Origin of the sequence: Micrococcus sp. SL257, assembly GCF_026625585.1 — a bacterium.
Taxonomy (GTDB): domain Bacteria; phylum Actinomycetota; class Actinomycetes; order Actinomycetales; family Micrococcaceae; genus Micrococcus; species Micrococcus luteus.
The window spans coordinates 1800448-1823421 of record NZ_CP113053.1; the positions used below are offsets into that span (position 1 = coordinate 1800448).

Genomic DNA, 22974 nt, shown 5'->3' on the forward strand with positions numbered 1-22974 from the left:
GGTCAGGGAGCCGTCTCGGCTCCGGTCGGTCCTGCTGGGCGACGGCGGTCAGGCGCTCCGGCCGCGTCGACGTCGTTCCACCTCGGCCGGGATGAGCGTGGGCTCGGCCTCGCCGCGCACCACGTCCCCGGAGATGACGACCGTGCCCACATCCGAACGGGAGGGCAGCTCGAACATCACGGGCTTGAGGACGTTCTCCATGATGGAGCGCAGGCCGCGGGCGCCGGTGCCGCGGGCCTCGGCCTGGGCGACGACGGCGTCCAGGGCGTCCTGCTCGAACTCGAGCTCCACGCCGTCCATGAGGAACATCTTCTGGTACTGCTTGAGCAGGGCGTTCCTCGGTTCGGTCAGCACCCGCACGAGCTGTTCGTGCGTGAGGTCCTCGACAGTGGTGATCACGGGCAGGCGGCCGATGAACTCGGGGATAAGGCCGAACTTCAGCAGGTCCTCCGGCCGCACGTCCGCGTAGGTGACGTCCCCCGCGCCCAGGTGGTTCAGGGGCGCGCCGAACCCGATGCCCTTGCGTCCGGCACGGGAACCGATGATCTCGTCCAGGCCCGCGAACGCGCCCGCCACGATGAACAGCACGTTGGACGTGTCGATCTGCAGGAACTCCTGGTGGGGGTGCTTGCGCCCGCCCTGCGGCGGCACCGACGCCACCGTGCCCTCGAGGATCTTCAGCAGGGCCTGCTGCACCCCCTCGCCGGAGACGTCCCGGGTGATGGAGGGGTTCTCGGACTTCCGCGAGATCTTGTCGATCTCGTCGATGTAGATGATGCCCTGCTCGGCCTTCTTCACGTCGTAGTCCGCGGCCTGGATGAGCTTGAGGAGGATGTTCTCCACGTCCTCGCCCACATAGCCGGCCTCGGTGAGGCTGGTGGCGTCCGCGACCGCGAACGGGACGTTGAGCCGCCGGGCGAGGGTCTGCGCGAGATACGTCTTGCCGGAGCCGGTGGGGCCGACCATGAGGATGTTCGACTTGCCGACCTCGACGTCCGCGAGGTCGTCCCGCTCGGTGAGGCGGTCGGCCAGGTCACCGCCCCGCGCCTGCGGCCCACGCACGCGCTTGTAGTGGTTGTACACGGCGACGGCGAGGGAACGCTTGGCCGCCTCCTGACCGATCACGAAGCTCTCGAGGTGGTCGAAGATCTCCTGCGGGGTGGGCAGGACGGTCTCGTCCGCCTCCGCCGCCTCGCCGAGCTCCTCCTCGATGATCTCGTTGCACAGCTCGATGCACTCGTCGCAGATGTAGACACCCGGGCCGGCGATGAGCTTGCGCACCTGCTTCTGGCTCTTCCCGCAGAACGAGCATTTCAGCAGGTCAGCGCTCTCTCCGATACGCGCCATGGTGGTACTCCTCGAAGGCCGGGCGGAGACGTCCGCCCCGCGCGGGCGGCGTCGCTGTCAGATTCCGTCCAGCATACGGCCGTGGACGGACACGTTAAGGGACCGGGTCCCCGGTCGGCGCCGAGGGGCCCGGCCGCGCGGCCGGACCCCTCGGCGGGCGTCGTCGGTCAGGCGGACGGGCGGGTGATCTTGCGGGAGGCGAGGACCTCGTCCACAAGGCCGTACTCGAGGGCCTGCTCGGCCGAGAGGAACTTGTCCCGGTCGATGTCCTGCGAGACCTCCTCGGGCGTGCGGTTGGTGAGGGAGGCCAGCGTCTCCTCCATCCACACGCGCATCCGGTTGATCTCCTGGGCGTGGATCTCCAGGTCCGTGGCGGTGCCGCGGTCGCCCTGCATCGCCGGCTGGTGGATCAGCACGCGCGCGTTGGGCAGCGCCAGACGCTTGCCGGGGGCGCCCGCGGCCAGCAGCACGGCCGCGGCGGAGGCGGCCTGGCCCAGGCACACGGTCTGCACCTCGGGCCGGATGAACTGCATGGTGTCGTAGATCGCCGTCATGGCCGTGAACGAGCCGCCCGGCGAGTTGATGTACAGGGTGATGTCACGCTCGGAGTCCATCGCCTCGAGCACGAGCAGCTGGGCCATCACGTCGTCGGCCGACGCGTCGTCCACCTGCGCGCCGAGGAAGACGATGCGGTCCTCGAAGAGCTTGGCGTAGGGGTCCTGACGCTTGAAACCGTAGGGGGTGCGCTCCTCGAACTGCGGGAGGATGTAGCGCGCGTCCGGCGTGGGCAGGGAGGGCATCCCGGTGGGGAGCCCGGCGGGGAACTGGGTCATTCTTGGTCTCCTGGAGAGGGTCGGGACGGTCCGGGCCGGGCTCAGCCCCGGACGCCGCCGCCGCCGGTCACGGACGCGGCACGGTCGGCGATGTGGTCGATGAAGCCGTACTCGAGGGCCTCCTGCGCGGTGAACCACTTGTCACGCGCGTTGTCCTCGAGGATGGTCTCCACGGACTGGCCGGTCTGCTCGGCGGTCAGCTCCGCCATCACCTGCTTCATGTGCAGGATCAGCTGGGCCTGGATGCGGATGTCCGACTCGGTGCCGCCGATGCCGCCGGAGGGCTGGTGCATCAGCACGCGGGCGTGGGGGGTGGCGTAGCGCTTGCCCTTGGTGCCGGAGGCGAGCAGGAACTGGCCCATGGACGCGGCGAGGCCGGTGGCCACCGTCACGACGTCGTTGGGGATGTACTGCATCGTGTCGTAGATCGCCATGCCCGCGGTGACGGAGCCGCCCGGGGAGTTGATGTACAGGTAGATGTCCTTCTCCGTGTCCTCGGCCGAGAGCAGGAGCAGCTGGGAGCAGATCGCGTTGGCGTTGTCGTCACGGACGTCCTCGCCCAGCCAGACGATGCGCGACTTCAGCAGCTGGGTGTAGAGGAAATCCTCGCGCTGCGCCGGGTCCACCGAACGCATGCTGGGGGTGATGTCGGTCATCACTTCCGCCTTCCTGTCGAGATGTCCACGGGCCTCCCGAACGGCGGCCGCTCGCGCGGACGGACGGGTCCCTGATCGAGTCCGACACTAGCCGGGCGTCCGGGCCAGCGCGCGGGACGCCGTCGGCGTTTCGCTGTTGGCGCAGGTTGTCGCGGACCCCGCCCGGGGCCGCCCACCGGGGCCCCGGGACGACGACGGCGCCCCCACCGGCGTGGGCGGGGGCGCCGTCGTCGTGGCTCGGCGGGGGTGCGTCCCCACCGGCCGGGATCAGGCCTGCTCGGCCGCCTCGGCGTCGTCGGCCTCGGCCTCAGCGTCGAGGGCCTCCTGGCCGCCCGGGGTCACGAACGCCGTCAGGTCCACGGCCTTGCCGTCGGTGTCGGTGACCTCGGCGTACTCGAGGACCTTGGCCAGGGCCTTGCGGCGGCGGACCTCGCCCATGATCATCGGGATCTGCCCGCCCTGGTCGAGCATCATGGCGAACTGGTTCGGGTCCATGCCGTACTCGGAGGAGGTGGCGATGATGTACTCGATCAGCTCGCCCTGGTCGACCGTGACCTCCTCGGCCTCGGCGACCTCGTCCAGGATGACCTCGTTGGCGAACGCCTCGCGGGTGTTCTGCTCGAGCTCGGCACGGTGCTCGGCGGTGTCGTGGTCGTCGCCCGCGGTGTGGCCGCCGGCGGAGAAGTGCTGCTCGACCTGCTCGGCGATGACGCCGTCCGGCACCGGGACCTCGACGAGCTTGGCCAGCTCCTCGAGGACCTTGTCGCGGGCCTCGACGCCCTGGCGGTTCACGGCCTCCTCGGCGGCCTGCTTCTTCAGGTCCTCCTTGAGCTCGGCGATGGTGTCGAACTCGGAGGCCAGCTGGGCGAACTCGTCGTCGGCCTCGGGCAGCTCGCGCTCCTTGACGGCCGTCAGCTCCAGCTTGACCACGGCGGTCTCGCCGTCGTGCTCGCCGCCGTTGAGCGTGGTCTCGAAGGTGGCGTCCTCGCCGGCGGACAGGCCGTCGAGGGCCTCGTCGATGCCCTCGAGCATGGTGCCGGCGCCCACCTGGTAGGACAGGCCCTCGGCCTGGTCGACCTGCTCGCCGTCGACCGTGGCGGTCAGGTTCATCGTGACGAAGTCGTCCTGGGCGGCCGAGCGGTCCACATCCTTGAGGGAGCCGAAGCGCGAGCGCAGGGCGTCGAGGGCCTTCTGCTCGTCCTCCTCGGTGGCCTGGGCGGGCTCCACCGTCACCTTGAGGCCCTTGTAGTCGGGCAGCTCGATGGTCGGGCGCACGTCGAACTCGGCGGTGAAGGCCACCGGGCCCTCGGCGTTCTCCGCGTCCGGGGTGGCGGTCACGTCGACCTCGGGGCGGGAGATCGGCGTGACCTCGGCCTCGGCGATGGCGGCGGAGAACCAGGTGTTCAGGCCCTCGTTGACGGCCTGGTCCACGACGATCTCGCGGCCGAAGCGCTGCTCGATCAGGCGCGCCGGGATCTTGCCCTTGCGGAAGCCCGGGATCTGGACCTGGTTGGCGATGTCCTTGAACGCCTTGTCCAGGGCGGGCTTCACCTCCTCGAACGGCACCTCGACGGTCAGCTTGACGCGGGTCGGGCTGAGGTTCTCTGCGGTGGACTTGACCACGGATGACTCCTGTTGGTGGTGGTGGATGGTCTTGACGTCGAGTCGGGGTGACAGGATTTGAACCTGCGGCCTCACGCTCCCAAAGCGCGCGCTCTACCAAGCTGAGCTACACCCCGCCGTCGTCCCCGACGCCGGCGGGCTCACGCGGTGGAGGCTCGCCGGACACCCGAGGGACTGCCCGAGGGCAGACTGTGGAATCCTAGCGCGCCGTCTCGCGCCCCGCGAAAAGCCGCGACCGCCGGCCCGTGAAGCCGTCCATCGTGGCGTTGACCCCGAGGACGTCCATCGCGCGGTCGAAGACGGGCGCCGGCAGGGCGCGCAGGGGCGCGATCAGACCGACGGCGCGCGGCAGCAGCAGGCGGGTGCGGCCGGCCTCGACGGCGTCCAGCACCTCCTGCGCCACGTGGCGCGGATCCAGCACGGGCAGCAGCCAGGGCACCCGGCTGCGCACGCCCGCGAACATCCCGGTGTCGATGTAGAAGGGGCAGACGGCGAGGGAGGTGACGCGGCTGCCGTCCTTGCGCAGCTCCGCGGCGAGGGACTCGGCGAAGCCGACCGCGGCGTGCTTGGTGGCGGAATAGTCCGTCTGGCGCGCGACGCCGACCAACCCCGCGGCCGAGGCCACCGTGACCACGGCCCCGCGGTCCCGGGCCCGCATTCCGGGCAGGACCGCCCGGGTCAGCCAGTACGGCGCGAGTGCGTTCACCTCGAAGGTGCGGCGGATGCCCTCCTCCGTGGCGTCCTCGAGGCGCACGCCCGTCACGACGCCCGCGTTGTTCACGGCGACGTCCACCTCTCCGGCGCGGGCGGCGGCGGCCTCGACGGCGGCCGCGTCCGTCACGTCCACGCGCTCGGCCTGGGCGTCCGCGCCCTGAGACCGGATCTCGGCGGCGACGGCCTCAGCCCCCTGCAGGTCGAGGTCCCAGACGACGACGCGGCCCGCGCCGCGGCGGGCGGCCCCCAGGGCGATCAGTCGACCGATGCCGGACGCGCCGCCCGTCACGAGGACGGTGGCGCCGCGCAGGGACAGGGGACGACGGCCGGCGAGGGCGGACGCGGCCCTGCGGAGGGCGGGACGGGAGCCGTGCATCATGCCTCTTCCCCCACGGCCGACGCGGGCCCGCCGTGATACGGTGTCAGCCGCTGGTCCGCGCCGAGCGCGGCCCCGCGGGGATGTAGCTCAATGGTAGAGCCCCAGTCTTCCAAACTGGCTACGCGGGTTCGATTCCCGTCATCCCCTCCGGACCTCATGAGCCGGGTCATCGTGTGCACACGATGGCCCGGCTCATGGCTTTCTCGGGTGCGTCGTCGTCCGCGCCGGTGCCTTGACCGCTGTGCCCGGTCGGGCCTGCTACAGGCCCCTCAGCTCTGACAGGTGAGGCACCGGTAGAGCTTCCGGGCCGCCATCTCCTCCACCACGATCGTCTCGCGCCCGCACACGAGGCAGGCCAGGCCCTGCCGCTGGTACACGTAGTTCGCGTGCTCGGGCCAGGCCGATTCGGCAGGGATCCCCGGCCGGTGCTCGGGCCGCGTGGTGACGATCCGCCCGAGCCGCACGCCCTCCCGCATGAGCGCGGCGTTGTCCGCCCAGAGGAATGCCAGGTCCGACGCGGAGACCTCCCGGGCCGGCCGCCACGGGTCGATGCCGGCGCGGAACAGCGCCTCGGCCCGGAAGATGTTGCCGATCCCGCTGACGGCCGCCTGGTCCATCAGCACGACGCCGATCGGCCGCCGTGTCCGCCGGGCGAGGTCGTAGAACGGCGCGGGATCGTCGTCGCTCAGCGGATCCGGGCCCAGGCCGGCGACGACGTCGGCAGCCTCGGCCGGAGTGAGCGCGCGGCACCGGCTCGCGCCGATCAGGTCGGCCCAGCCGTGCTCGGCGCGCAGTCGCAGCCGGACCGTGGCGGCCGGCGGCGGGGGCTGGACCCAGCCGTCGGCGTCGCGAGCGGGCTCGGCGGCCGGGGCGCCGTCGTCGTGGACCTCCCGCTCGCCGATCCGGCGGGGTGCGCCGATCGAGGACGCGGCCGCGAAGTCCTGATCCCCGCCGAAGGTCCACGCCCCGTACATGCCCAGGTGGACGTGGAGCACGTGGCCGCCGGAGACGTCGGCGAAGAAGTGCTTGCCGTGGGCCCGGGCGCGCTTCAGGACCTGGCCGTCGAGCAGGGCGGCCCCCTCGGCGAAGCGGCCCTGCGGACTCGTGGCGCGGATCCGGCGGCCGCCGAAGACGTCGGTGAACTGGCGCGCGAGACGGTGGACGGAGTGGCCCTCAGGCACTCACATCAGCACCTCTCCGGTGGTCTCGTAGTGCGCGATCTTCCCGATGCGGCGCACGTGGCGCTCGTCCTGGGAGAACGGTTCGGCCAGGAACGCCTCGATGAGCTCGGTGGCCTCCTCGAGCGAGTGCTGTCGACCGCCGACGGCCACGACGTTCGCGTCGTTGTGCGCGCGGGCCAGCCGCGCCGTGTCCAGGTTCCAGGCCAGGGCGGCTCGGACGCCGGCCACCTTGTTGGCGGCGATCTGCTCGCCGTTGCCGGAGCCGCCCAGCACGATGCCGAGCGAGTCCAGTCCCTGCTCGCGGTCGGCGACGACGGCGCGGGCGGCGTTGATGCAGAAGCCCGGGTAGTCGTCCTGCGCGTCGTACTCGGTGGGTCCGTGGTCCACCATCTCGTAGCCAGCGGCGGTGAGGTGCTCCACCAGGTGGGCGGACAGCTCCATGCCGGCGTGGTCGGTGGCGATGTGGACGCGCATGCGCAGACTCCTTAGGGGCGGTGGCTCGGGGTCCCCGCCAGTCTAGTGAGGGGCGGGGCATCCAGAGGCCGACGACGACGTCCGGGCCAGGTGGCACACTGGGGAGCACCGTGCCGTGGCCCCCATCACAGGTCCCGGCCGTGCCGCATCCGCCCGACCCCAGGAGGAGTCCGACCGTGACCACCGCCGCCGCCATGAACATCACCCGCGAAGAGGCCGCCGCGCGCGCGGCCGCCCTCACCGTGGACGCGTACGAGGTGAGCCTGGACCTCACCCGCGGAGCGGAGCACTTCCGCACGGCCACCACCGTGACGTTCGCGGCCACGCAGGACGCGGTGGGCACCCACACGTGGATCGACTTCGTGGCGGAGCAGGCTCCCACGGTGACCCTCAACGGCGAGGCGCTGGACGTGGCGGACTTCGACGGCGCCCGACTGCGGATCGGCCCGCTGGCGGCGCAGAACACCCTCGTGGTCGACGGGCTCGGGGACTACAGCAACACCGGCGAGGGCCTGCACCGGTTCGTGGACCCCGTGGACCAGGAGGTCTACCTCTACACCCAGTTCGAGGTGCCCGATTCCCGCCGCATGTTCGCGGTGTTCGAGCAGCCCGACCTCAAGGCCGCGTTCCGCTTCACCGTGACCGCGCCGGCACACTGGGCTGTGGTGTCCAACCAGCCGGAGGACTCCCGCCGCACCCTCGGCGTCGTGGCGAACGAGGAGAACCTGCAGGGCGTGGACGCCGCGGTCTGGGAGTTCACCCCCACCCCGCGCATCTCCTCCTACATCACCGCGCTCGTCGCCGGCCCGTACGCCTCCGTGCATTCGGAGCTGACCAGCGCCGACGGCCGCACGATCCCCCTCGGCGTCTACTGCCGCGCGTCACTGGTGGAGCACCTGGACGCGGAGAACGTCTTCGAGCTCACCCGCCAGGGCTTCGAGTTCTTCGAGGCCCAGTACGGCCACGCCTACCCGTTCGAGAAGTACGACCAGCTGTTCGTGCCCGAGTTCAACGCCGGCGCCATGGAGAACGCCGGCTGTGTGACCTTCCTCGAGTCGTACGTCTTCCGCGGGACCGTGCCGGAGGCGCTGATCGAGCGCCGCGCCATCACCATCCTCCACGAGCTGGCCCACATGTGGTTCGGCGATCTCGTGACCATGCGCTGGTGGAACGACCTGTGGCTCAACGAGTCCTTCGCCGAGTTCATGTCCACGCTCGCCGCCGCCGAGAACACGCAGTACACCAGCGCCTGGACCACCTTCTCTTCCATGGAGAAGAACTGGGCCTACCGCCAGGATCAGCTCTCGTCCACGCACCCCATCAAGGCCCGGATCCGCGACCTCGACGATGTGCTCGTCAACTTCGACGGCATCACCTACGCCAAGGGCGCCTCCGTGCTGCGCCAGCTCGTGGCCTGGGTGGGCCAGGAGAACTTCATGGCCGGCGTCCGCGCGTACATCGCCCAGCACGCGTGGGGCAACACCGAGCTGCCGGACCTCATGTCCGAGCTCGAGGCGGCTTCCGGCCGCGACCTGTCCGAGTGGACCCGCGTGTGGCTCGAGACCTCGGGCGTGAACACGCTGCGCACGGAGGTGGAGACGGATGAGGCCGGCACCATCACCGCGCTGCGCCTGCGCCAGAGCGCCCCGGACGGCTCGCCGTCGGCGCCTGGCGACGACGTGCTCCGCCCCCACCGCCTGGCTGTGGGCTTCTACGACGTGGACGAGGCCACCGGCCGCCTGACCCGCACCGAGCGCTTCGAACTCGACGTGGCCGGTGAGGTGACCGAGGTCGCCGAGGCCGTCGGCCGCCGTCGTCCCGCCGTGATCCTGCCCAACGACGACGACCTGGCCTACGCCAAGCTGCGCCTCGACGACGCCTCGTGGGAGGCCGCGTCCACCCGCCTGAAGGACGTGGACGGCTCGCTGGCGCGCACGCTGCTGTGGGGGGCGGCCTGGGACACCGTGCGCGACGGCGAGGCCTCCGCCGCCTGGTTCGTCGACCTCGTCCTGGCCAACGTCGGCCACGAGCGGGACTCGTCCGTGGTGCAGACGCTGCTGCGCCAGCTCGCGACGGCGATCGGCCTGTACCTGCCCGAGGACCAGGCCGAGGCCGTGCGGGTCGCGGCGGCCGACCGTCTGTGGGGCCTCGTCGCGGAGGCCGAGGACGGCTCGGACAACCAGCTGCAGTTCGTCAAGGCGTTCGCCCTGCACGCGCGCACCACGGCGCAGCTGGACCGCCTGGCGGCCCTCGTGGACGGCACCCGCACCGTGCCCGGGCTGGACCTCACCACGGACCTGCGCTGGGAGCTGCTCACTGCGCTGGTGGCGGCCGGCCGTGCCGGGGAGGCCGAGATCGCCGAGGCCGAGCGCGCCGACGCGACCGCCACGGGCGCGCTCGCCGCGATCCAGGCCCGGGCCGCCGTGCCGACGGCCGAGGCCAAGCGCGCGGCCTGGGACCGGGTGATGGCCGGCGAGCTGTCCAACACGGAGCAGCGCCAGGCCCTGATCGGGTTCGCGCGGGTCCACGACGCCGCGCTGATCGCGCCCTTCGCGGACTCCTATTTCGAGGGCGTCGAGGCGATGTGGGACTCCCGTTCTCACGAGATGGCCGAGACCGCCGCGACGCTGGGCTACCCGACCGCCCAGGTCACCCGGGAGATCGCCGACCGCGCCACCGCCCTGTCCGAGCGGCTGGCCGGCACCCGCGCGGGGCTGTCCCGCGTCCTCGCCGAGGGCCGGGACGAGACCGTCCGCGCCCTGGCCGCGCGCGAGCACGCGACGGCGCACGTGCATCAGGTCCACGCCGGGGCCTGAGCCGGACGGCGGCTGACGCCTCTGCCGGCGCTTGCGGGGCGGTGCTGCTGGTGGGTATTCCACGGAAGATGCCCTCCAGCACCTCCCCGGCCGCTGTCGGGGCGCGGGCTGGCTAGGCTGGAACCCATGAAGCACACCTTCTCCCTGCGCACCGAGTGGACGGGCGACCGCGGCTCGGGCACCTCCGGCGTCCGCGACTACGACCGCTCCGTGGTGATCCAGGACGCCGCTGTCGGCGAGATCCAGGCCTCGGCCGCCCGCCCCTTCCGCGGCGACGACTCGAAGTGGAACCCGGAGACCCTCCTGCTCGGCGCGCTCGCCGAGTGTCACGTGCTCTCGTACCTCCATGTCGCGGCGACCTCCGGGGTCGTGGTCACGGGGATGACGTGCGGGGTCGAGGGCGAGCTCGAGGTGGACGGCGACGGCGCCGGTCGGTTCACCGCGATCACGCTGCGGCCCGAGGTCACGCTGCAGGACGAGGCCGACCGGGAGCGGGCCGAGGCCCTCCACGCCGAGGCGCACCGGCTGTGCTTCATCGCGAACTCGCTCTCGGCCCCGGTCGCCGTCGAGCCGGTCCGCCCCGAGGCCCTGCCCACCGGCACGCCGACGCTGCCGGACCACTCCGCGCGCCTGGGCGCCCCCCTGGCGGTGCTGCGGCCGCGCGTCGCCAAGGGCCCGTCCCGTGTGACGGGCCTGGCGGAGCGGCCCACCGAGGTCGAGCCGGTGATGCAGGAGGGCACGCCCGCCCCGGTGGAGCAGGTGCGCGCCCGCGACGCCGCGGCGGGCCCCGCCGGTGCGACCCCGGGGACCCCGGCCGCGCCCGGTCAGGCCACCAGCTTCTACGACGCCGTCGGCGGCCGCCCGACCTTCGACCGGCTGACCGCCGAGTTCTACGCCCGCGTGCGCGAAGACGAGATCCTCGCCCCGATGTATCCGCAGGACGACTTCGAGGGCGCCCAGCGCCGGCTGCTGATGTTCCTGGAGCAGTACTGGGGCGGACCGCGGACGTACTCCGAGGAGCGCGGCCACCCCCGCCTGCGCATGCGCCACGCCTCGTATCGGATCGACCCGGCCGCGCGCGACGCGTGGCTGCGCCACATGCGCGCCGCCGTGGACACGCTGGAGCTGTCACCGCTGCACGAGGCCGAACTCTGGGACTACCTGGAGCGGGCCGCCCACTCCCTGCAGAACTCGGCCTGACCGGCCCGCGGTCCGCGCCCCGACATGGGGCGCGGGCTCACACCGCCATGGCGGGGCGGCCCAGTACGAAGCCGCCGGGGGTGTCCAGGCGCGTCCACGGCCCCGCCGTGCTGAGCCGGGCGCGGCCGCCGGGCCGCAGGAAGCCCAGCGCGTGCGCGCCGAAGGCCATGCCGGCCGGGAACTGCAGAGCGTCGCCCCCGAGCAGGGGTCCCCACATCTGCGCCCGGATCTTGCGGACCAGCGCCTCCCCCGGGTTCTCGGGCAGGGCGTCCCGCACGGCGTCGGCGCCGCGCGTGGCCACTTCGGCCAGCTCCTCGTCGGCGACCTCGGCCACGGGCGTCCAGCCGCCGCGGGGCGGGGTCAGCGCGGTCCAGGTGACGTGCTCGCGGCCCGGCGGCACGGCGAACGCCAGGTCGACGGGGTCCTGACCACGCATCCGGGCGGTGCGCTCGGTGACGGAGCCCAGGGCGACGACGGCGTCCAGGTCCGCCACGCCGTCGGCGGTCGCCAGGGGCACGGTGCGCAGACCCAGGACGACGGGCACCCCGTCTCCCAGCCCTGCCGGCTGCAGCACGGACACCCACTGGGCGAGCATCGGGGTGCGGGAGCGCCCCGCCTCAGGCACGACGTGCAAACGCATGCCCGTGTCGGCGACGCGCCGGGCGCGGCTGGCCAGCTGCTCGAGGTCCCGCACAGCGCGGTCGTCGACGAAGCGGAGGACGGGGGCGGCGGCGGGGTGCTCGGTCATGCAAGCATTGTCCCAGGTCCGTCGCGTCCCGGGCCGCCCCGCCGTCGTGGGGTCCATCCATGTCGAAGGAGAGCCGTTCGTGCCGCAGCGCCATCCCCGTCCCCGCCCCGGTCACGCACCGGTCCGCCCGGCCTCGGCCCCGAAGGACCCCACCGAAACGCTGCGGGGGATCCTGGAGCTGACGCCGGCCGCGCCGGACGCGGTGACGGGTCAGGTCCGCTTCACGGGCACGACCCCCCGGCAGACGCACGGCCGGGTGTTCGGCGGCCAGGTGCTCGCCCAGGCGCTGGCGGCCGCCTCCCGCACGGTGCCGGCCGCCCGTTCCGCCCACTCGCTCCACGGCTACTTCATCCGCCCCGGGGACGCGCTGCAGCCCATCACGTTCACCGTCGAGACGCTGCGGGACGGCCGCTCCTTCTCCGTCCGCCGGGTGCTGGCCTCCCAGAACGAGAAGGCCATCCTCGCCCTGACCTGCTCCTTCCAGGAGCCCGCCGGCAGCGCGCTGGACCACCAGGTGGCCATGCCGGACGGAGTGCCCCGGCCTGAGGACCTGCCCACGACGGCGGACGTGCTGGGCGGCATCAACCACCCCGTGGCCCAGGAGTGGGCCTGGTCCCGGCCGTTCGACATCCGCCACGTCACCCCGGCCATCTATGTGGAGCCGGCCGCCGAGACCGAGAACTGCAACATGGTGTGGATGAAGACCTTCACGCCCCTGGCGGACGACCCCGCGCTGCACCTGGCGGCGCTCACCTACGCCTCGGACTACACGCTCCTCGAGCCGATCCTCCGGCAGCACGGCATCGCCTGGATCCAGCCCGGCATGTCCGTGGCCTCCCTCGACCACGCGATGTGGTTCCACCGGCCCGCCCGCGTCGACCAGTGGCTGCTCTACGTCCAGGACTCCCCCAGCGCCCAGGGCGCGCGCGGCCTCGGCACGGGCGCCGTATTCACCGAGGACGGGACGCTCGTGGCTACGGTCGCCCAGGAGGGCATGATCCGCCTGCCCGAGGGGGCCGCCGCCCGGCGGGCGCGGGTTCGTGGCGCGGCCCAGCGCATGGCCCTGCGGACGGTGCTGCGCCGCAGCTGGCGGCGCTGACCCGGCGGTTCCGCAGGGGGTGAGGCTGCCCATCGGGCCCTGCCACGGGTGAGGCGGCTCGCCGTCCGCGCCGCGGGCGCACCGTTCGTGGCGGTCGACGTGGACCCGGCCCCGGCACGACGACGGCCCGTCGCGATCACGTGATCGCGGCGGGCCGTCGTCGGCGCGGCGCCCGGGGGCGCGTCGGCTCAGTCGCGCGTGAGCTTGCGGTGCGTCATGCGGTGCGGGCGGGCGGCCTCGGGGCCGAGCCGATCGACCTTGTTGGCCTCGTAGGACTCGAAGTTGCCCTCGTACCAGTACCAGTTGGCCGGGTCCTCCGCGGTGCCCTCGTAGGCCAGCATGTGGGTGGCGACGCGGTCCAGGAACCAGCGGTCGTGGGAGACGACCACCGCGCAGCCCGGGAACTCGAGCAGCGCGTTCTCGAGGGAGGTCAGGGTCTCCACGTCGAGGTCGTTGGTGGGCTCATCGAGGAGCAGCAGGTTGCCGCCCTCCTTGAGGGTCAGGGCCAGGTTCAGGCGGTTGCGCTCACCGCCGGAGAGCACGCCGGCCTTCTTCTGCTGGTCCGGGCCCTTGAAGCCGAACGCGGACACGTAGGCGCGCGAGGGCATCTCGACGTTGCCGACCTTGATGTAGTCCAGGCCGTCCGAGACGACCTCCCACAGCGACTTCTCGGGGTCGATGTTGGAGCGGGACTGGTCCACGTACGAGATCTTCACGGTCTCGCCGATCTTCAGCTCGCCGCCGTCCAGGGGCTCGAGACCGACGATGGTCTTGAACAGGGTGGTCTTGCCGACGCCGTTCGGGCCGATCACGCCGACGATGCCGTTGCGGGGCAGGGAGAAGGACAGGCCGTCGATGAGGACGCGGTCCCCGAAGCCCTTCTTCAGGTCCTTGGCCTCGATCACGACGGTGCCCAGGCGCGGGCCCGGCGGGATCTGGATCTCCTCGAAGTCCAGCTTGCGGGTCTTCTCGGCCTCGGCCGCCATCTCCTCGTAGCGGGCCAGGCGGGCCTTGGACTTCGCCTGGCGGCCCTTCGTGTTGGAGCGGACCCAGTCGAGCTCATCGGCCAGGCGCTTGGCGAGCTTGGCGTCCTTCTTGCCCTGCACCTCGAGGCGGGCGCGCTTGGTCTCCAGGTAGGTGGAGTAGTTGCCCTCGTACGGGTAGAGGCGGCCGCGGTCGACCTCCGCGATCCACTCCGCGACGTGGTCGAGGAAGTACCGGTCGTGGGTGACGGCGATGACGGCGCCCGGGTAGGAGGCCAGGTGCTGCTCGAGCCACAGCACGGACTCGGCGTCCAGGTGGTTGGTGGGCTCGTCGAGCAGGAGGAGGTCCGGCTTCTCCAACAGCAGCTTGCACAGCGCGACGCGGCGCTTCTCGCCACCGGAGAGGTTTGTGACCGGCTCGTCCCCCGGGGGCGTGCGCAGGGCGTCCATCGCCTGCTCGAGCTGGGAGTCGATGTCCCACGCGTCCGCGGCGTCGATGGCGGACTGCAGTTCGCCCATCTCCTCCATGAGGGCGTCGAAGTCCGCGTCCGGGTTCGCCATCTCCTCGGAGATCTGGTTGTAGCGCTGGATCTTGCCGTAGATCTCGCCGACGCCCTCCTGGACGTTCTCGAGCACGGTCTTGGACTCGTCCAGCTTGGGCTCCTGCATCAGGATGCCCACCGAGTAGCCGGGAGAGAGCCGCGCCTCGCCGTTCGAGGGCTCGTCCAGCCCGGCCATGATCTTCAGGATCGTCGACTTGCCGGCGCCGTTGGGGCCGACCATGCCGATCTTCGCCCCGGGGTAGAACGACATGGTGACGTCGTCCAGGATCAGTTTGTCGCCCACCTTCTTGCGGGCCTTGACCATCGTGTAGATGAATTCCGCCATGCGGCCCAGGCTAGTCGGTGGCCGCGGGATTCCACTCATCGTGCCGATCCCGCGACCACCGAGCCCGCTCCCCCTCCGTGCCGCCCCGTGGTCAGGCGACGCCGGCCGCCGCCGGCTCGCGCTCGGGGGCGCCCGCGTCCGACTCGTCCGGGCCGGGCGAGGCCGGGGCGTCGCCACCCTGGAACCCGTCCGGCAGGCCCGCGCTGAACCCGTCGCCGACCGCGCCGGCCCGTCCGCCCGACGCGTCGTCGCGCGGGGCCGACTCGGGGCGCGGCACGGCCGCGCGCTGGCTGCGCTGGAACGCCGCCGAGCCGAAGCCCAGGTCCAGCCCGACGGCGTCCGCCACCACGTCCACGGACGTGCCGGAGCGATCGCCCGAGGACCAGTCGCGGACCCGGAGTCGACCGGTGACGATCACGGGGTTGCCCTTCTTCACGGACTGGGCGGTGTTCGAGCCGAGCTGGCCGAACGCCGAGATGCTGTACCAGTTGGTGTGGGCGTCCACCCACTCGGCGGTCTCGCGGTCGAAGCGCCGCTCGGTGGTGGCCAGGCGGAAGCCGGTCACGGCGGCCCCCGATGCGGTGTGGCGGGTGGCGGGGTCCGTGGCCACGAAGCCGCGCACGGTGATGAGGTCCTGCATGGTGTGCCTCCTGGGCTGGGCCCCGGTGGGCGCCGGGGCGGGTCGTCGGCGCATCGGCTGATCCGCCATGGCCAGACAACCCCACCGCGGGGCACCCCGGCAGGATCGGGGCCGGTCTGGGGACGCGCGGAGGTCCCCGGGCGACTGTGCAGGAGCCGACGGCGCCGCGGCCGGCGGCCGTTAGACTGACACGGCCCAGCCCCAGTAGCTCAGCTGGACAGAGCAGCGGCCTTCTAATCCGCCGGTCGGGGGTTCGAATCCCTCCTGGGGCACCCAGACCAGGGGCGGAGCCGTCCGAGCACGCCCGACGACCGCCCGAAGGAGACCGTCCTGGACCGTCTGCGCTCCTGGCTCCGCGCCCCGCGACCCGCCGTCCCCGAGGTCCGTGTGACCCGTCGCGAGGGCGTCCAGCTGGCCGCCCTGCTCGTCGCGGCCGCGGCCCTGTACGTGACGCACTCCTTCCTGCGGTACGCCACCTACGAGGCCAAGGGCTACGACCTGGGCATCTTCGACCAGGTGGTGCGGCAGTACGCGCTGTTCAACGCCCCCCTCAGCTCCGTCAAGGGCGTGGACTTCCACATCCTCGGCGATCACTTCCACCCGATCCTCGCGCTGCTGGCCCCCTTCTACTGGGTGTGGCCGGACCCCCGCATGCTCGGCGTGGTCATGGCGCTGGCCCTCGCCGCGTCCGCCGTGCCGGTGTACCTGTTCGCCCGTCGTCGCACGGGACACGGGGTGGCCCTGGCCGCCGTCGCCGCCCTGCTGCTCTCCTGGCCCTTCCAGGCGATGGTGAACTGGGACTTCCACGAGGTCACCCTCGGCGTGCCGATCCTCGCCTGGCTCGTGTGGGCCCTGGACGGGCAGCGGGCGTGGCTCGCCACCGGCCTGGCGGCGCTGCTGCTCACGGTCCGAGAGGACATGGGCGTGACCCTGCTGGCCGTGGCCCTGGTGATGGCGATCCGGCGCTTCTGGCCGCAGGCCGCGGTCACCGCCGTGCTGGGTGTGCTCGGCTACTGGTTCGCCACGTCCGTGGTGATCCCCCACTACTCCCCCACCGGGGCGTTCGGCTACTGGCAGTTCACCGCCCTGGGCCCGGACATGCGCAGTTCGGTCCTGTTCCTGCTGACCCAACCGTGGAACGCCGTCGCGGTGCTGTTCGACCACCCGCTGAAGGTGGCCCTCTGGCTCCTGCACTTCGTCCCGCTGCTGTTCCTGCCGGTCCTGAGCCCGCTCACGCTGATGGCCCTGCCGATCCTGCTCTCGCGGCTGTTCAACGACCGCCTCAACGTGTGGGCCCCCGTGTACCAGTACGACGCGATCCTCGCCCCGCTGCTGCTCATGGCCGCGCTCGAGGCGGCCCACCGGCTGGCCGGACGCCGGGACACGCTGCGCCGGCTGCCCGCCGTCCTCGTCTCCACGGCGCTGGCCGCCGGTCTGATCGGCACCGCGTTCTTCCCGCAGGTGTACCCGCTGCACCGCACGATCGTCGGCGACATGACGATGACGCAGCACGCCCGCGACCTCGACCACGCGGTCGCGCTGATCCCGGACGGGGTGTGCGTCGAGGCCGCCGACAACGCCGTGCCGCACCTGACGGCCCGCACCCACGTCGGGCTGCACGGGGACATCGGAGACGAACTGGCCACGTGGATGATCGTGGACACCTCGGTGCCCGAGCTCGGCGGCTGGGACCCCCTCACCCCGGAGCAGGCACTGGCCCGCGCCGAGCGGCTCGGCTTCGAGCGGGTCTGGTCCGCGGGCGACGTCGTCGTCCTGCACCACCCGGACCGCGCGGTCTCGCCCACCTGCACGACGTACCTCGAACACCGCTGAGCCGCGCCCCACGGCGTCGGCGGACCCGCCCCGCCGTCAGCGGTCCGCGGACCCGCCGAGCGGCTGCAGGCCGCGTCCGGCCGGGGGCAGGAGCAGTCGGTCAGGTGCACCGGTGAAGACGCCGGCGTGTGGGTCCTCCGCCACCCCCGGGGCGATCTCGGGGGCGCCCTGGTCGAGGGCGGTGCGGCGCACCGGGTCACGGGCGGGGTCCAGGACGTCCTTGACCACCGTGGTCATGAGCCACACGAGGGCGACGATGTGCGCCACGATCCCCGAGGCGTACCAGGCGGTGATCCACCAGGCGCCGCCGGCGAACGCCCCGTCCGAGGTGATGCGGGCCGACTCCATCCACACCCCGCCCCAGTGGTAGACCTCCACGGCCTGCCAGATCCAGAACGCGCGCCACCGCGGCGTCGCGAGGACCACGAGCGGGATCAGCCACATCACGAACTGCGGCGAGTACACCTTCCCCCACAGGATGAAGGACGCCACGATCAGGAAGCACAGCTGGGCCATGCGCGGACGGTGCCGCGCCGCGAGGGCGAGGTAGGCGATCCCCGCGCAGCACACCAGGAACAGGCCGTTCTGGAGCGTCGTGAACGTCTCCCCGGACCATCCTGTCCAGGCCAGCGCCAGCCAGGTCGAGGAGAAGGAGACCGCGCGGTCCCCCGAGAACGTGTAGAAGCGGGACCACTGGTCGAACGCCGTCAGCATGAACGGGAGGTTCACGGCGAGCCAGGCCGCCGCCCCGGCCACGGCCGCCTTCACGAACCCGGCCCAGCGGCCCGTGCGCAGCGCCAGCACGAAGATCGCGCCGAAGAAGAACAGTGGGTACAGCTTCGTGGCGGTGCCGAGTCCGATGAGCATGCCGGCGAGGGTCGGACGGCCCGCCGTCCACGCCCACAGGGCCAGGGCGGCCAGCATCACGGCCCACAGGTCCCAGTTGAGCATCGAGGTGAGGATGATCCCCGGGGCCAGGGCCACGAGGAGGGCGTCCCGGGAGCGACCGCGGGCGGTGTACGCGGTCGCGACGACCAGCACGATCCAGCACAGCACCACGCCGATCGCGTTCACGTCGAAGTAGGTCACGGTGCGCTCGTGCAGGTCGCCGGAGACGGGCACGAACCACATGGTCACACCCGCGACCACGGCCAGCAACGCCGGGTACTCCATCCACTGCTCGGGCGGCAGCGGCGTGTAGAAGGGGAAGTGGCCGTCGGAGAGGCCACGCGTGGGGAACAGCTGGGCGAAGTCCGAATAGCACATGTGCGCGTGCACGCCGGGGGCCGCCCAGCCGTTCACGCGGCACCACTGCTTGGTCAGCACGCCGACGGCGGCAGCCACCACGGTCAGGCCGACGAGCAGGCCGACCCAGCGGGCGCTCGGGCGGGTCGGGGCGGGACTGCGGGGGTGGGAGGTCACGGTCTCTCCTGGGGGATGCGGGTGGACGAGGAGGCGGAGTGCGAGGCGGTCGACGGCGGCCCGTCGGGCGGTGCGTCCGGCGGCACGCCCGCCTCCGGAGGCGTCGACGACGCCGCCTCGGCCCGCGGCTCGACCACCTCCAGGGGAGGACGCCGCCGCCCGGGGAACAGGGGCGCGGTGACGGGATCGCGGTGGATGATCCATCCGATCCCCGCGAGCATCAGGACGAGGGTGAACACGCGGACGGCCAGGACCGGCAGCCACTGTGCCACCGAGAGCTGGTCCACCACGCCGACGCCGGTGAGCAGCAGCACCGCGAGCGCGGTGACCCACCCGAGCCAGCGGGGATGGTCGGCGCCCCACGGCAGCGGGCGGAGGGCGCACGCCAGCAGCGGCAGGACCCAGAGCAGGTACCACGGCTGGATGATCGGGGCGGTGGCGACGGCCACCACGAGCACGGCCGCCGCGCTGAACACCGGGTCCAGGGGGCGGCGGCGCAGGGCCAGCCACGCCGTGAAGCCGAGGGCCGCCACCGTCATCACGGTGTAGAAGGCCGCGGCCACGTCGCGCGCCCCCAGGGGCGTCACGGCTTCGACGACCGCGCCGAGCAGCAGGCCGAGCAGGCCCACGGGAGCGTACGGGAACGCCGCGTCCCCGCTCGTGAGCATGGCCGGCACCCAGCCGAACCAGAGGCCGGAGCCGGCGCCGAGGATCGTGAGGACGGCCAGGGAGATCACCGCCGTCGTGAACCACGGGCCGAGCCGGTCCCGCCGGCGCAGGCGCGGATCGGCCGCGCGGAACCGGGCCCAGCCGGTGGGCAGGAGCAGGGCCACGAAGGGCAGCACCAAAGCTGTCAGGGGCTTGATCGCGACGGACAGGGCGATCAGCACGATCCCCCACAGCGCATGCACGCGGCGGCGGGGCGGGCGGACCATGAGCAGGATGCCCGCGAGCATCAGCCCCGACATCAGCGCGTCATTGTGCGCGCCGGCGATCATGTAGAGCAGGAACAACGGGTTCGCCACGGCCACCCACGTGGCCCACGGCCCGCACCGGCCCGCGACGGCGGCCAGCCGCGGCACCGCCCACAGGCACAGTGCCAGGCCCGCCAGGGCGAGGAGGCGGAACGCCGTGACGGACAGTTCGATGCTGCCGCCCGTGGCCCGCCACGTCGTCTCGGCGAACAGCAGGAACAGCGGCCCGTAGGGGGACGGGGACTCGGCCCAGATGGAGTCCGCCCCCTGCATGAACCAGCCGGGCAGGGCGGACACGCCCTGGGAGTACGGGTCGAGACCCGACGCGAGGAGCCGGCCCTGCTGGAGGTAGGAGAACACATCGCGGGAGAAGATCGGCAGCGCGAGCATCAGCGGGGCGGACCACCACCAGGCGGCGTGGGCCACCAGCCGGCCGTGCTCCTCCCAGCGGCCCCGCAGCGCGCGGCCCAGCTCGAGCCAGGATCGGACGAGGAGCAGCGAGCCGGCGGCCAGCAGCACGGTGCTGAGCAGCACGCCGGGAAGGTAGACCCGCAGCGGGTTGAGCAGGGTGGTGCCGGAGAACACCGAGTCGGGCGTCATCGGCAGCCACCCCACGCCCCAGGAGCCCACCGTGATGAGCACGGACGCCCACGTGCCCCGGCGGACGGCCGCCTCCGGCTCGGGCTGCGCCGCCACGCGGCTCGGACGGGGCCCTCGGGCGCCGGTCGTCGCGGGGGCGGCGGGCCTCACTCCCCCGGCTCCACGGGTCGAGGGGCGCCACGGAGCCGGGCCAGGCCGGCGCGCACGGCGGGGCGCACGTGCCAGTGGTCCTTCACGAACCGGCTGGTGCGGCGGTCCACGACGAGGATCCACAGCAGACACACGGCGGAGACGATCAGGGACACGGCCTTGACCTGGTCCGCGATGTCCAGGAACTGCCAGGTGAAGAGCTGGTCCGACGCGCCGAACGCCAGGAAGTAGCCGACCGTGAACACGACCCACTTGATCTGCCAGTTGTCCCGGATGCCGATCACGGCGAAGAACGGGAGCAGCCACAACAGGTACCAGGGCTGGATGATGGGCGAGAGGATCACCAGCGCGGTGAACGCCCAGGTCATGCGCGTCATCACGCGGTCCTGGCGGCCGAGGAACATCAGGGCCAGCACGATGAGCACCGAGAGCACGCGTCCGGCGGTCTTGTACACCCCCTCGACGGCCTGCACGTCCGCCCCCTGCCCGAGGAGCTCGCTCGCCCCCACCGTGATGAGGGACAGCATGCCGATCGGCCCCCACGGCACGGTGCCCGTGCCCGTGCCGACCATCACGGCCACCCAGCCGAAGCCGAAGCCGTTGAGCACGCCCACCAGGGCCATGAGGCCGAAGGAGATCCCGGCGGTGAGGGCCCAGAAGGCGAACCGGCGCGGCCATCGGGCCGTCGGGCCGGCCCACAGCAGGCCGATGAACGGGAGCAGCACGAGGGTGATGGGCTTGATGCCCAGGGACAGGGTGACCAGCACGACGCCGGCCACCCCCCACGCGACGGACTGCCCGGGTCGCTGGGGGCGGAGCGGATGTCCGGCGCGCAGCGCGCACCACGTGCCGGCCAGGGCGAGGCCGACCATGAGGGCGTCGTTGTGCCCGGACGCGACGAAGCTGATGGTGAAGAGCGGGTTGGCGGCGCTGATCCACTGCGCCCACGCACCGTTGACGCCCAGCCGGCGGGCGAGCAGCGGCACGAAGACCATGATCAGCGCGACGCCGGCCACCGCCACCAGGCGGAACAGGAAGATCGCCAGGTCCGGGTTCATGTCCCCCGAGATCGCGACGACGGCCTGCTCGATCCACAGGAAGATCGGACCGTACGGGGTCTCGGAGTCCGCCCAGGTCGCGTCCGCTCCGAGCTGGAACCAGTTGGACAGCGAGGAGATCGTGTCCACGTAGGGGTCCTGCCCCGCCACCATGAGACGGCCCTGCCCCACGTAGGCGAAGATGTCCCGGCTGAAGATCGGCAGTGCCACGACCTGGGGCAGGCACCACAGGACGGTGGCGAGGTTGACCGTGCGCAAAGCGCCGCGGCCGAAGGGGCGGATCGTCTGGCCCAGCCGCAGCCAGGCCCAGAACATCACCCAGCAGCCGAGGGTGAGGAGCACCGTGCCGGCCAGCACGCCGGTCTCCTGGGTGCGCCACGGGATCAGCCACTGCCAGCGGTTGATCGGGGAGGCCGAGGCCAGCCAGCCGACGGAGTACGAGCCCACCACCAGGAGGAGGGAGCCGAGGGTCCCCACCAGGATGGGCCACCAGTCCGCGCCGGCGACCTGGGGGTCCGCGCGGAGGCCGCCGACGCCGACGTACTCCGGCCGGTGGGCCGTGGACCCGGACGGACGCGGGGTCGACACGCTCATGCGACGGGTCCTTCCGTGCGGTCCTGCGTGGGCGCGCGAGGGCGCGGCTCGCTCGAATCTACCATCGTGACACGCGAGTAGCCTGGGGGCATGAGCGAGACGAGCACCCCCGCGCCGGAGAGCGCCCCCCTGGTCTGGATCGACTGCGAGATGACCGGCCTGCACCCCCAGGTCGACGAGCTCGTCGAGGTGGCGGTGCTCATCACGGACGCCGAGCTGAACATCCTGGACGAGGGCATCGACCTGGTGATCCGTCCCTCCGCGGCCGCCCTCGAGCAGATGGACCCGTTCGTCCGGGACATGCACACCACCTCGGGCCTCCTGCCGGAGCTCGCGGAGGGCCTCGAGCTCGACGACGCCGCCGCGCGCGTCCTCGAGTACATCGCCGCCCGCGTGCCCGCCGGCAAGGGCCTGCTGGCCGGCAACACGGTGGGCCAGGACAAGCTGTTCCTCGCCCGCTACATGCCCGCCGTCGTCGACCACCTGCACTACCGGATCGTGGACGTGTCCACCGTGAAGGAGCTGGCCCGGCGCTGGTACCCGCGCGCCTACTACCAGGCCCCCGCCAAGACCGGCGGCCACCGCGCCCTCGGGGACATCAAGGACTCCATCACCGAGCTGCGCTACTACCGGGCCGCCGTCATGGCCCCCGCCCCCGGCCCCACCACGGAGGAGGCCCGCGCCATCGCGGAGGTGGTGTCCGGGGCGCAGGCCTGAGCAGGCACTCCCGGCCCCACTGCCCCGATTCGGCGCTGCGCGGGA

At 72.4% G+C, this 22974-nt stretch carries 18 protein-coding genes, 3 tRNA genes and 1 pseudogene; 8 read left to right on the forward strand and 14 right to left on the reverse strand.

The genetic code is table 11. From position 1 onward, the window contains the following. Positions 1-48 precede the first annotated feature (48 nt). The 6 genes from clpX to OVA32_RS08325 form a co-directional block, all read right to left on the reverse strand. A complete protein-coding gene (gene clpX / locus OVA32_RS08300; protein WP_036316877.1) occupies positions 49-1347 on the reverse strand; it encodes an ATP-dependent Clp protease ATP-binding subunit ClpX in 1299 nt (432 codons plus the stop codon). A gap of 167 nt (positions 1348-1514) precedes the next feature. Then, a complete protein-coding gene (locus OVA32_RS08305; protein ID WP_002855988.1) occupies positions 1515-2180 on the reverse strand; it encodes an ATP-dependent Clp protease proteolytic subunit in 666 nt (221 codons plus the stop codon). Between the two features lie 41 nt (positions 2181-2221). Next, positions 2222-2836: a ClpP family protease gene (locus OVA32_RS08310; protein ID WP_152743804.1), complete on the reverse strand. Its 615-nt coding sequence runs from the start codon at positions 2834-2836 to the stop codon at positions 2222-2224. A 267-nt stretch (positions 2837-3103) separates the two neighbouring features. Then, complete coding sequence (gene tig / locus OVA32_RS08315) at positions 3104-4459, reverse strand: trigger factor (RefSeq protein ID WP_267714026.1); 1356 nt, start codon at positions 4457-4459, stop codon at positions 3104-3106. A gap of 42 nt (positions 4460-4501) precedes the next feature. Continuing rightward, a tRNA-Pro gene (locus tag OVA32_RS08320) sits at positions 4502-4575 on the reverse strand. An 83-nt stretch (positions 4576-4658) separates the two neighbouring features. After that, complete coding sequence (locus OVA32_RS08325; protein WP_036316872.1) at positions 4659-5552, reverse strand: SDR family oxidoreductase; 894 nt, start codon at positions 5550-5552, stop codon at positions 4659-4661. A gap of 76 nt (positions 5553-5628) precedes the next feature. Here OVA32_RS08325 and OVA32_RS08330 point away from each other — a divergent pair. Continuing rightward, positions 5629-5699: transfer RNA gene (locus tag OVA32_RS08330), tRNA-Gly, on the forward strand. Between the two features lie 122 nt (positions 5700-5821). Here the strand turns inward: OVA32_RS08330 and OVA32_RS08335 are convergent. Both OVA32_RS08335 and OVA32_RS08340 read right to left on the reverse strand, forming a co-directional pair. Next, positions 5822-6733 (reverse strand): Fpg/Nei family DNA glycosylase, encoded by a 912-nt coding sequence (locus OVA32_RS08335; protein WP_041104798.1) that lies wholly within the window; start codon positions 6731-6733, stop codon positions 5822-5824. Beyond that, positions 6734-7207 (reverse strand): ribose-5-phosphate isomerase, encoded by a 474-nt coding sequence (locus OVA32_RS08340; protein ID WP_044659097.1) that lies wholly within the window; start codon positions 7205-7207, stop codon positions 6734-6736. Between the two features lie 194 nt (positions 7208-7401). On the opposite strand from OVA32_RS08340, the gene pepN reads away from it, so the two are divergent. The 3 genes and pseudogenes from pepN to OVA32_RS08355 all read left to right on the forward strand — a co-directional run bounded on the left by pepN (position 7402) and on the right by OVA32_RS08355 (position 11223). Further along, on the forward strand, positions 7402-10023 hold the full coding sequence (pepN, locus tag OVA32_RS08345) for an aminopeptidase N (protein ID WP_254184517.1): 2622 nt from the start codon (positions 7402-7404) through the stop codon (positions 10021-10023). 126 nt (positions 10024-10149) lie between these two features. Further along, a pseudogene (locus tag OVA32_RS08350) lies at positions 10150-10581 on the forward strand (OsmC family protein); the annotation flags it as partial. 168 nt (positions 10582-10749) lie between these two features. Then, complete coding sequence (locus OVA32_RS08355; RefSeq protein ID WP_158184944.1) at positions 10750-11223, forward strand: globin; 474 nt, start codon at positions 10750-10752, stop codon at positions 11221-11223. Between the two features lie 37 nt (positions 11224-11260). Here OVA32_RS08355 and OVA32_RS08360 read toward each other — a convergent pair whose 3' ends face one another. After that, entirely contained in the window at positions 11261-11971 is a 711-nt protein-coding gene (locus tag OVA32_RS08360; protein WP_267714030.1) for a hypothetical protein, read from the reverse strand. 79 nt (positions 11972-12050) lie between these two features. On the opposite strand from OVA32_RS08360, the gene OVA32_RS08365 reads away from it, so the two are divergent. Further along, positions 12051-13070 carry an acyl-CoA thioesterase gene (locus tag OVA32_RS08365; RefSeq protein ID WP_267715851.1) on the forward strand — a complete coding sequence of 340 codons (1020 nt, stop codon included), beginning with the start codon at positions 12051-12053 and terminating at the stop codon, positions 13068-13070. A 188-nt stretch (positions 13071-13258) separates the two neighbouring features. On the opposite strand, the gene ettA is transcribed toward OVA32_RS08365, so the two are convergent. Then, positions 13259-14941, reverse strand: a complete 1683-nt coding sequence (ettA, locus tag OVA32_RS08370) for an energy-dependent translational throttle protein EttA (protein WP_060974242.1) — start codon at positions 14939-14941, stop codon at positions 13259-13261. 91 nt (positions 14942-15032) lie between these two features. Beyond that, complete coding sequence (locus OVA32_RS08375) at positions 15033-15581, reverse strand: single-stranded DNA-binding protein (protein WP_036316845.1); 549 nt, start codon at positions 15579-15581, stop codon at positions 15033-15035. A 198-nt stretch (positions 15582-15779) separates the two neighbouring features. Between OVA32_RS08375 and OVA32_RS08380 the strand changes: the two genes are divergently transcribed. Continuing rightward, positions 15780-15853, forward strand: a tRNA-Arg gene (locus OVA32_RS08380). A 115-nt stretch (positions 15854-15968) separates the two neighbouring features. Continuing rightward, a complete protein-coding gene (locus OVA32_RS08385) occupies positions 15969-17414 on the forward strand; it encodes a DUF2079 domain-containing protein (RefSeq protein ID WP_060974243.1) in 1446 nt (481 codons plus the stop codon). A gap of 36 nt (positions 17415-17450) precedes the next feature. Here the strand turns inward: OVA32_RS08385 and OVA32_RS08390 are convergent, their stop codons facing one another. Genes OVA32_RS08390 through mptB (OVA32_RS08400) form a run of 3 tightly spaced genes read right to left on the reverse strand, consistent with a single transcriptional unit; the run spans position 17451 to position 22212 of the window. Continuing rightward, complete coding sequence (locus tag OVA32_RS08390; RefSeq protein WP_095353774.1) at positions 17451-18836, reverse strand: glycosyltransferase family 87 protein; 1386 nt, start codon at positions 18834-18836, stop codon at positions 17451-17453. After that, a complete protein-coding gene (gene mptB, locus OVA32_RS08395; RefSeq protein ID WP_083325332.1) occupies positions 18833-20506 on the reverse strand; it encodes a polyprenol phosphomannose-dependent alpha 1,6 mannosyltransferase MptB in 1674 nt (557 codons plus the stop codon). Before mptB (OVA32_RS08395) ends, OVA32_RS08390 begins: the two co-directional genes overlap by 4 nt. A 50-nt stretch (positions 20507-20556) precedes the next feature. Then, positions 20557-22212 carry a polyprenol phosphomannose-dependent alpha 1,6 mannosyltransferase MptB gene (gene mptB, locus OVA32_RS08400; RefSeq protein WP_036316838.1) on the reverse strand — a complete coding sequence of 552 codons (1656 nt, stop codon included), beginning with the start codon at positions 22210-22212 and terminating at the stop codon, positions 20557-20559. A 90-nt stretch (positions 22213-22302) separates the two neighbouring features. On the opposite strand from mptB (OVA32_RS08400), the gene orn reads away from it, so the two are divergent. After that, entirely contained in the window at positions 22303-22929 is a 627-nt protein-coding gene (gene orn, locus OVA32_RS08405; RefSeq protein ID WP_002857127.1) for an oligoribonuclease, read from the forward strand. Positions 22930-22974: the final 45 nt, after the last annotated feature.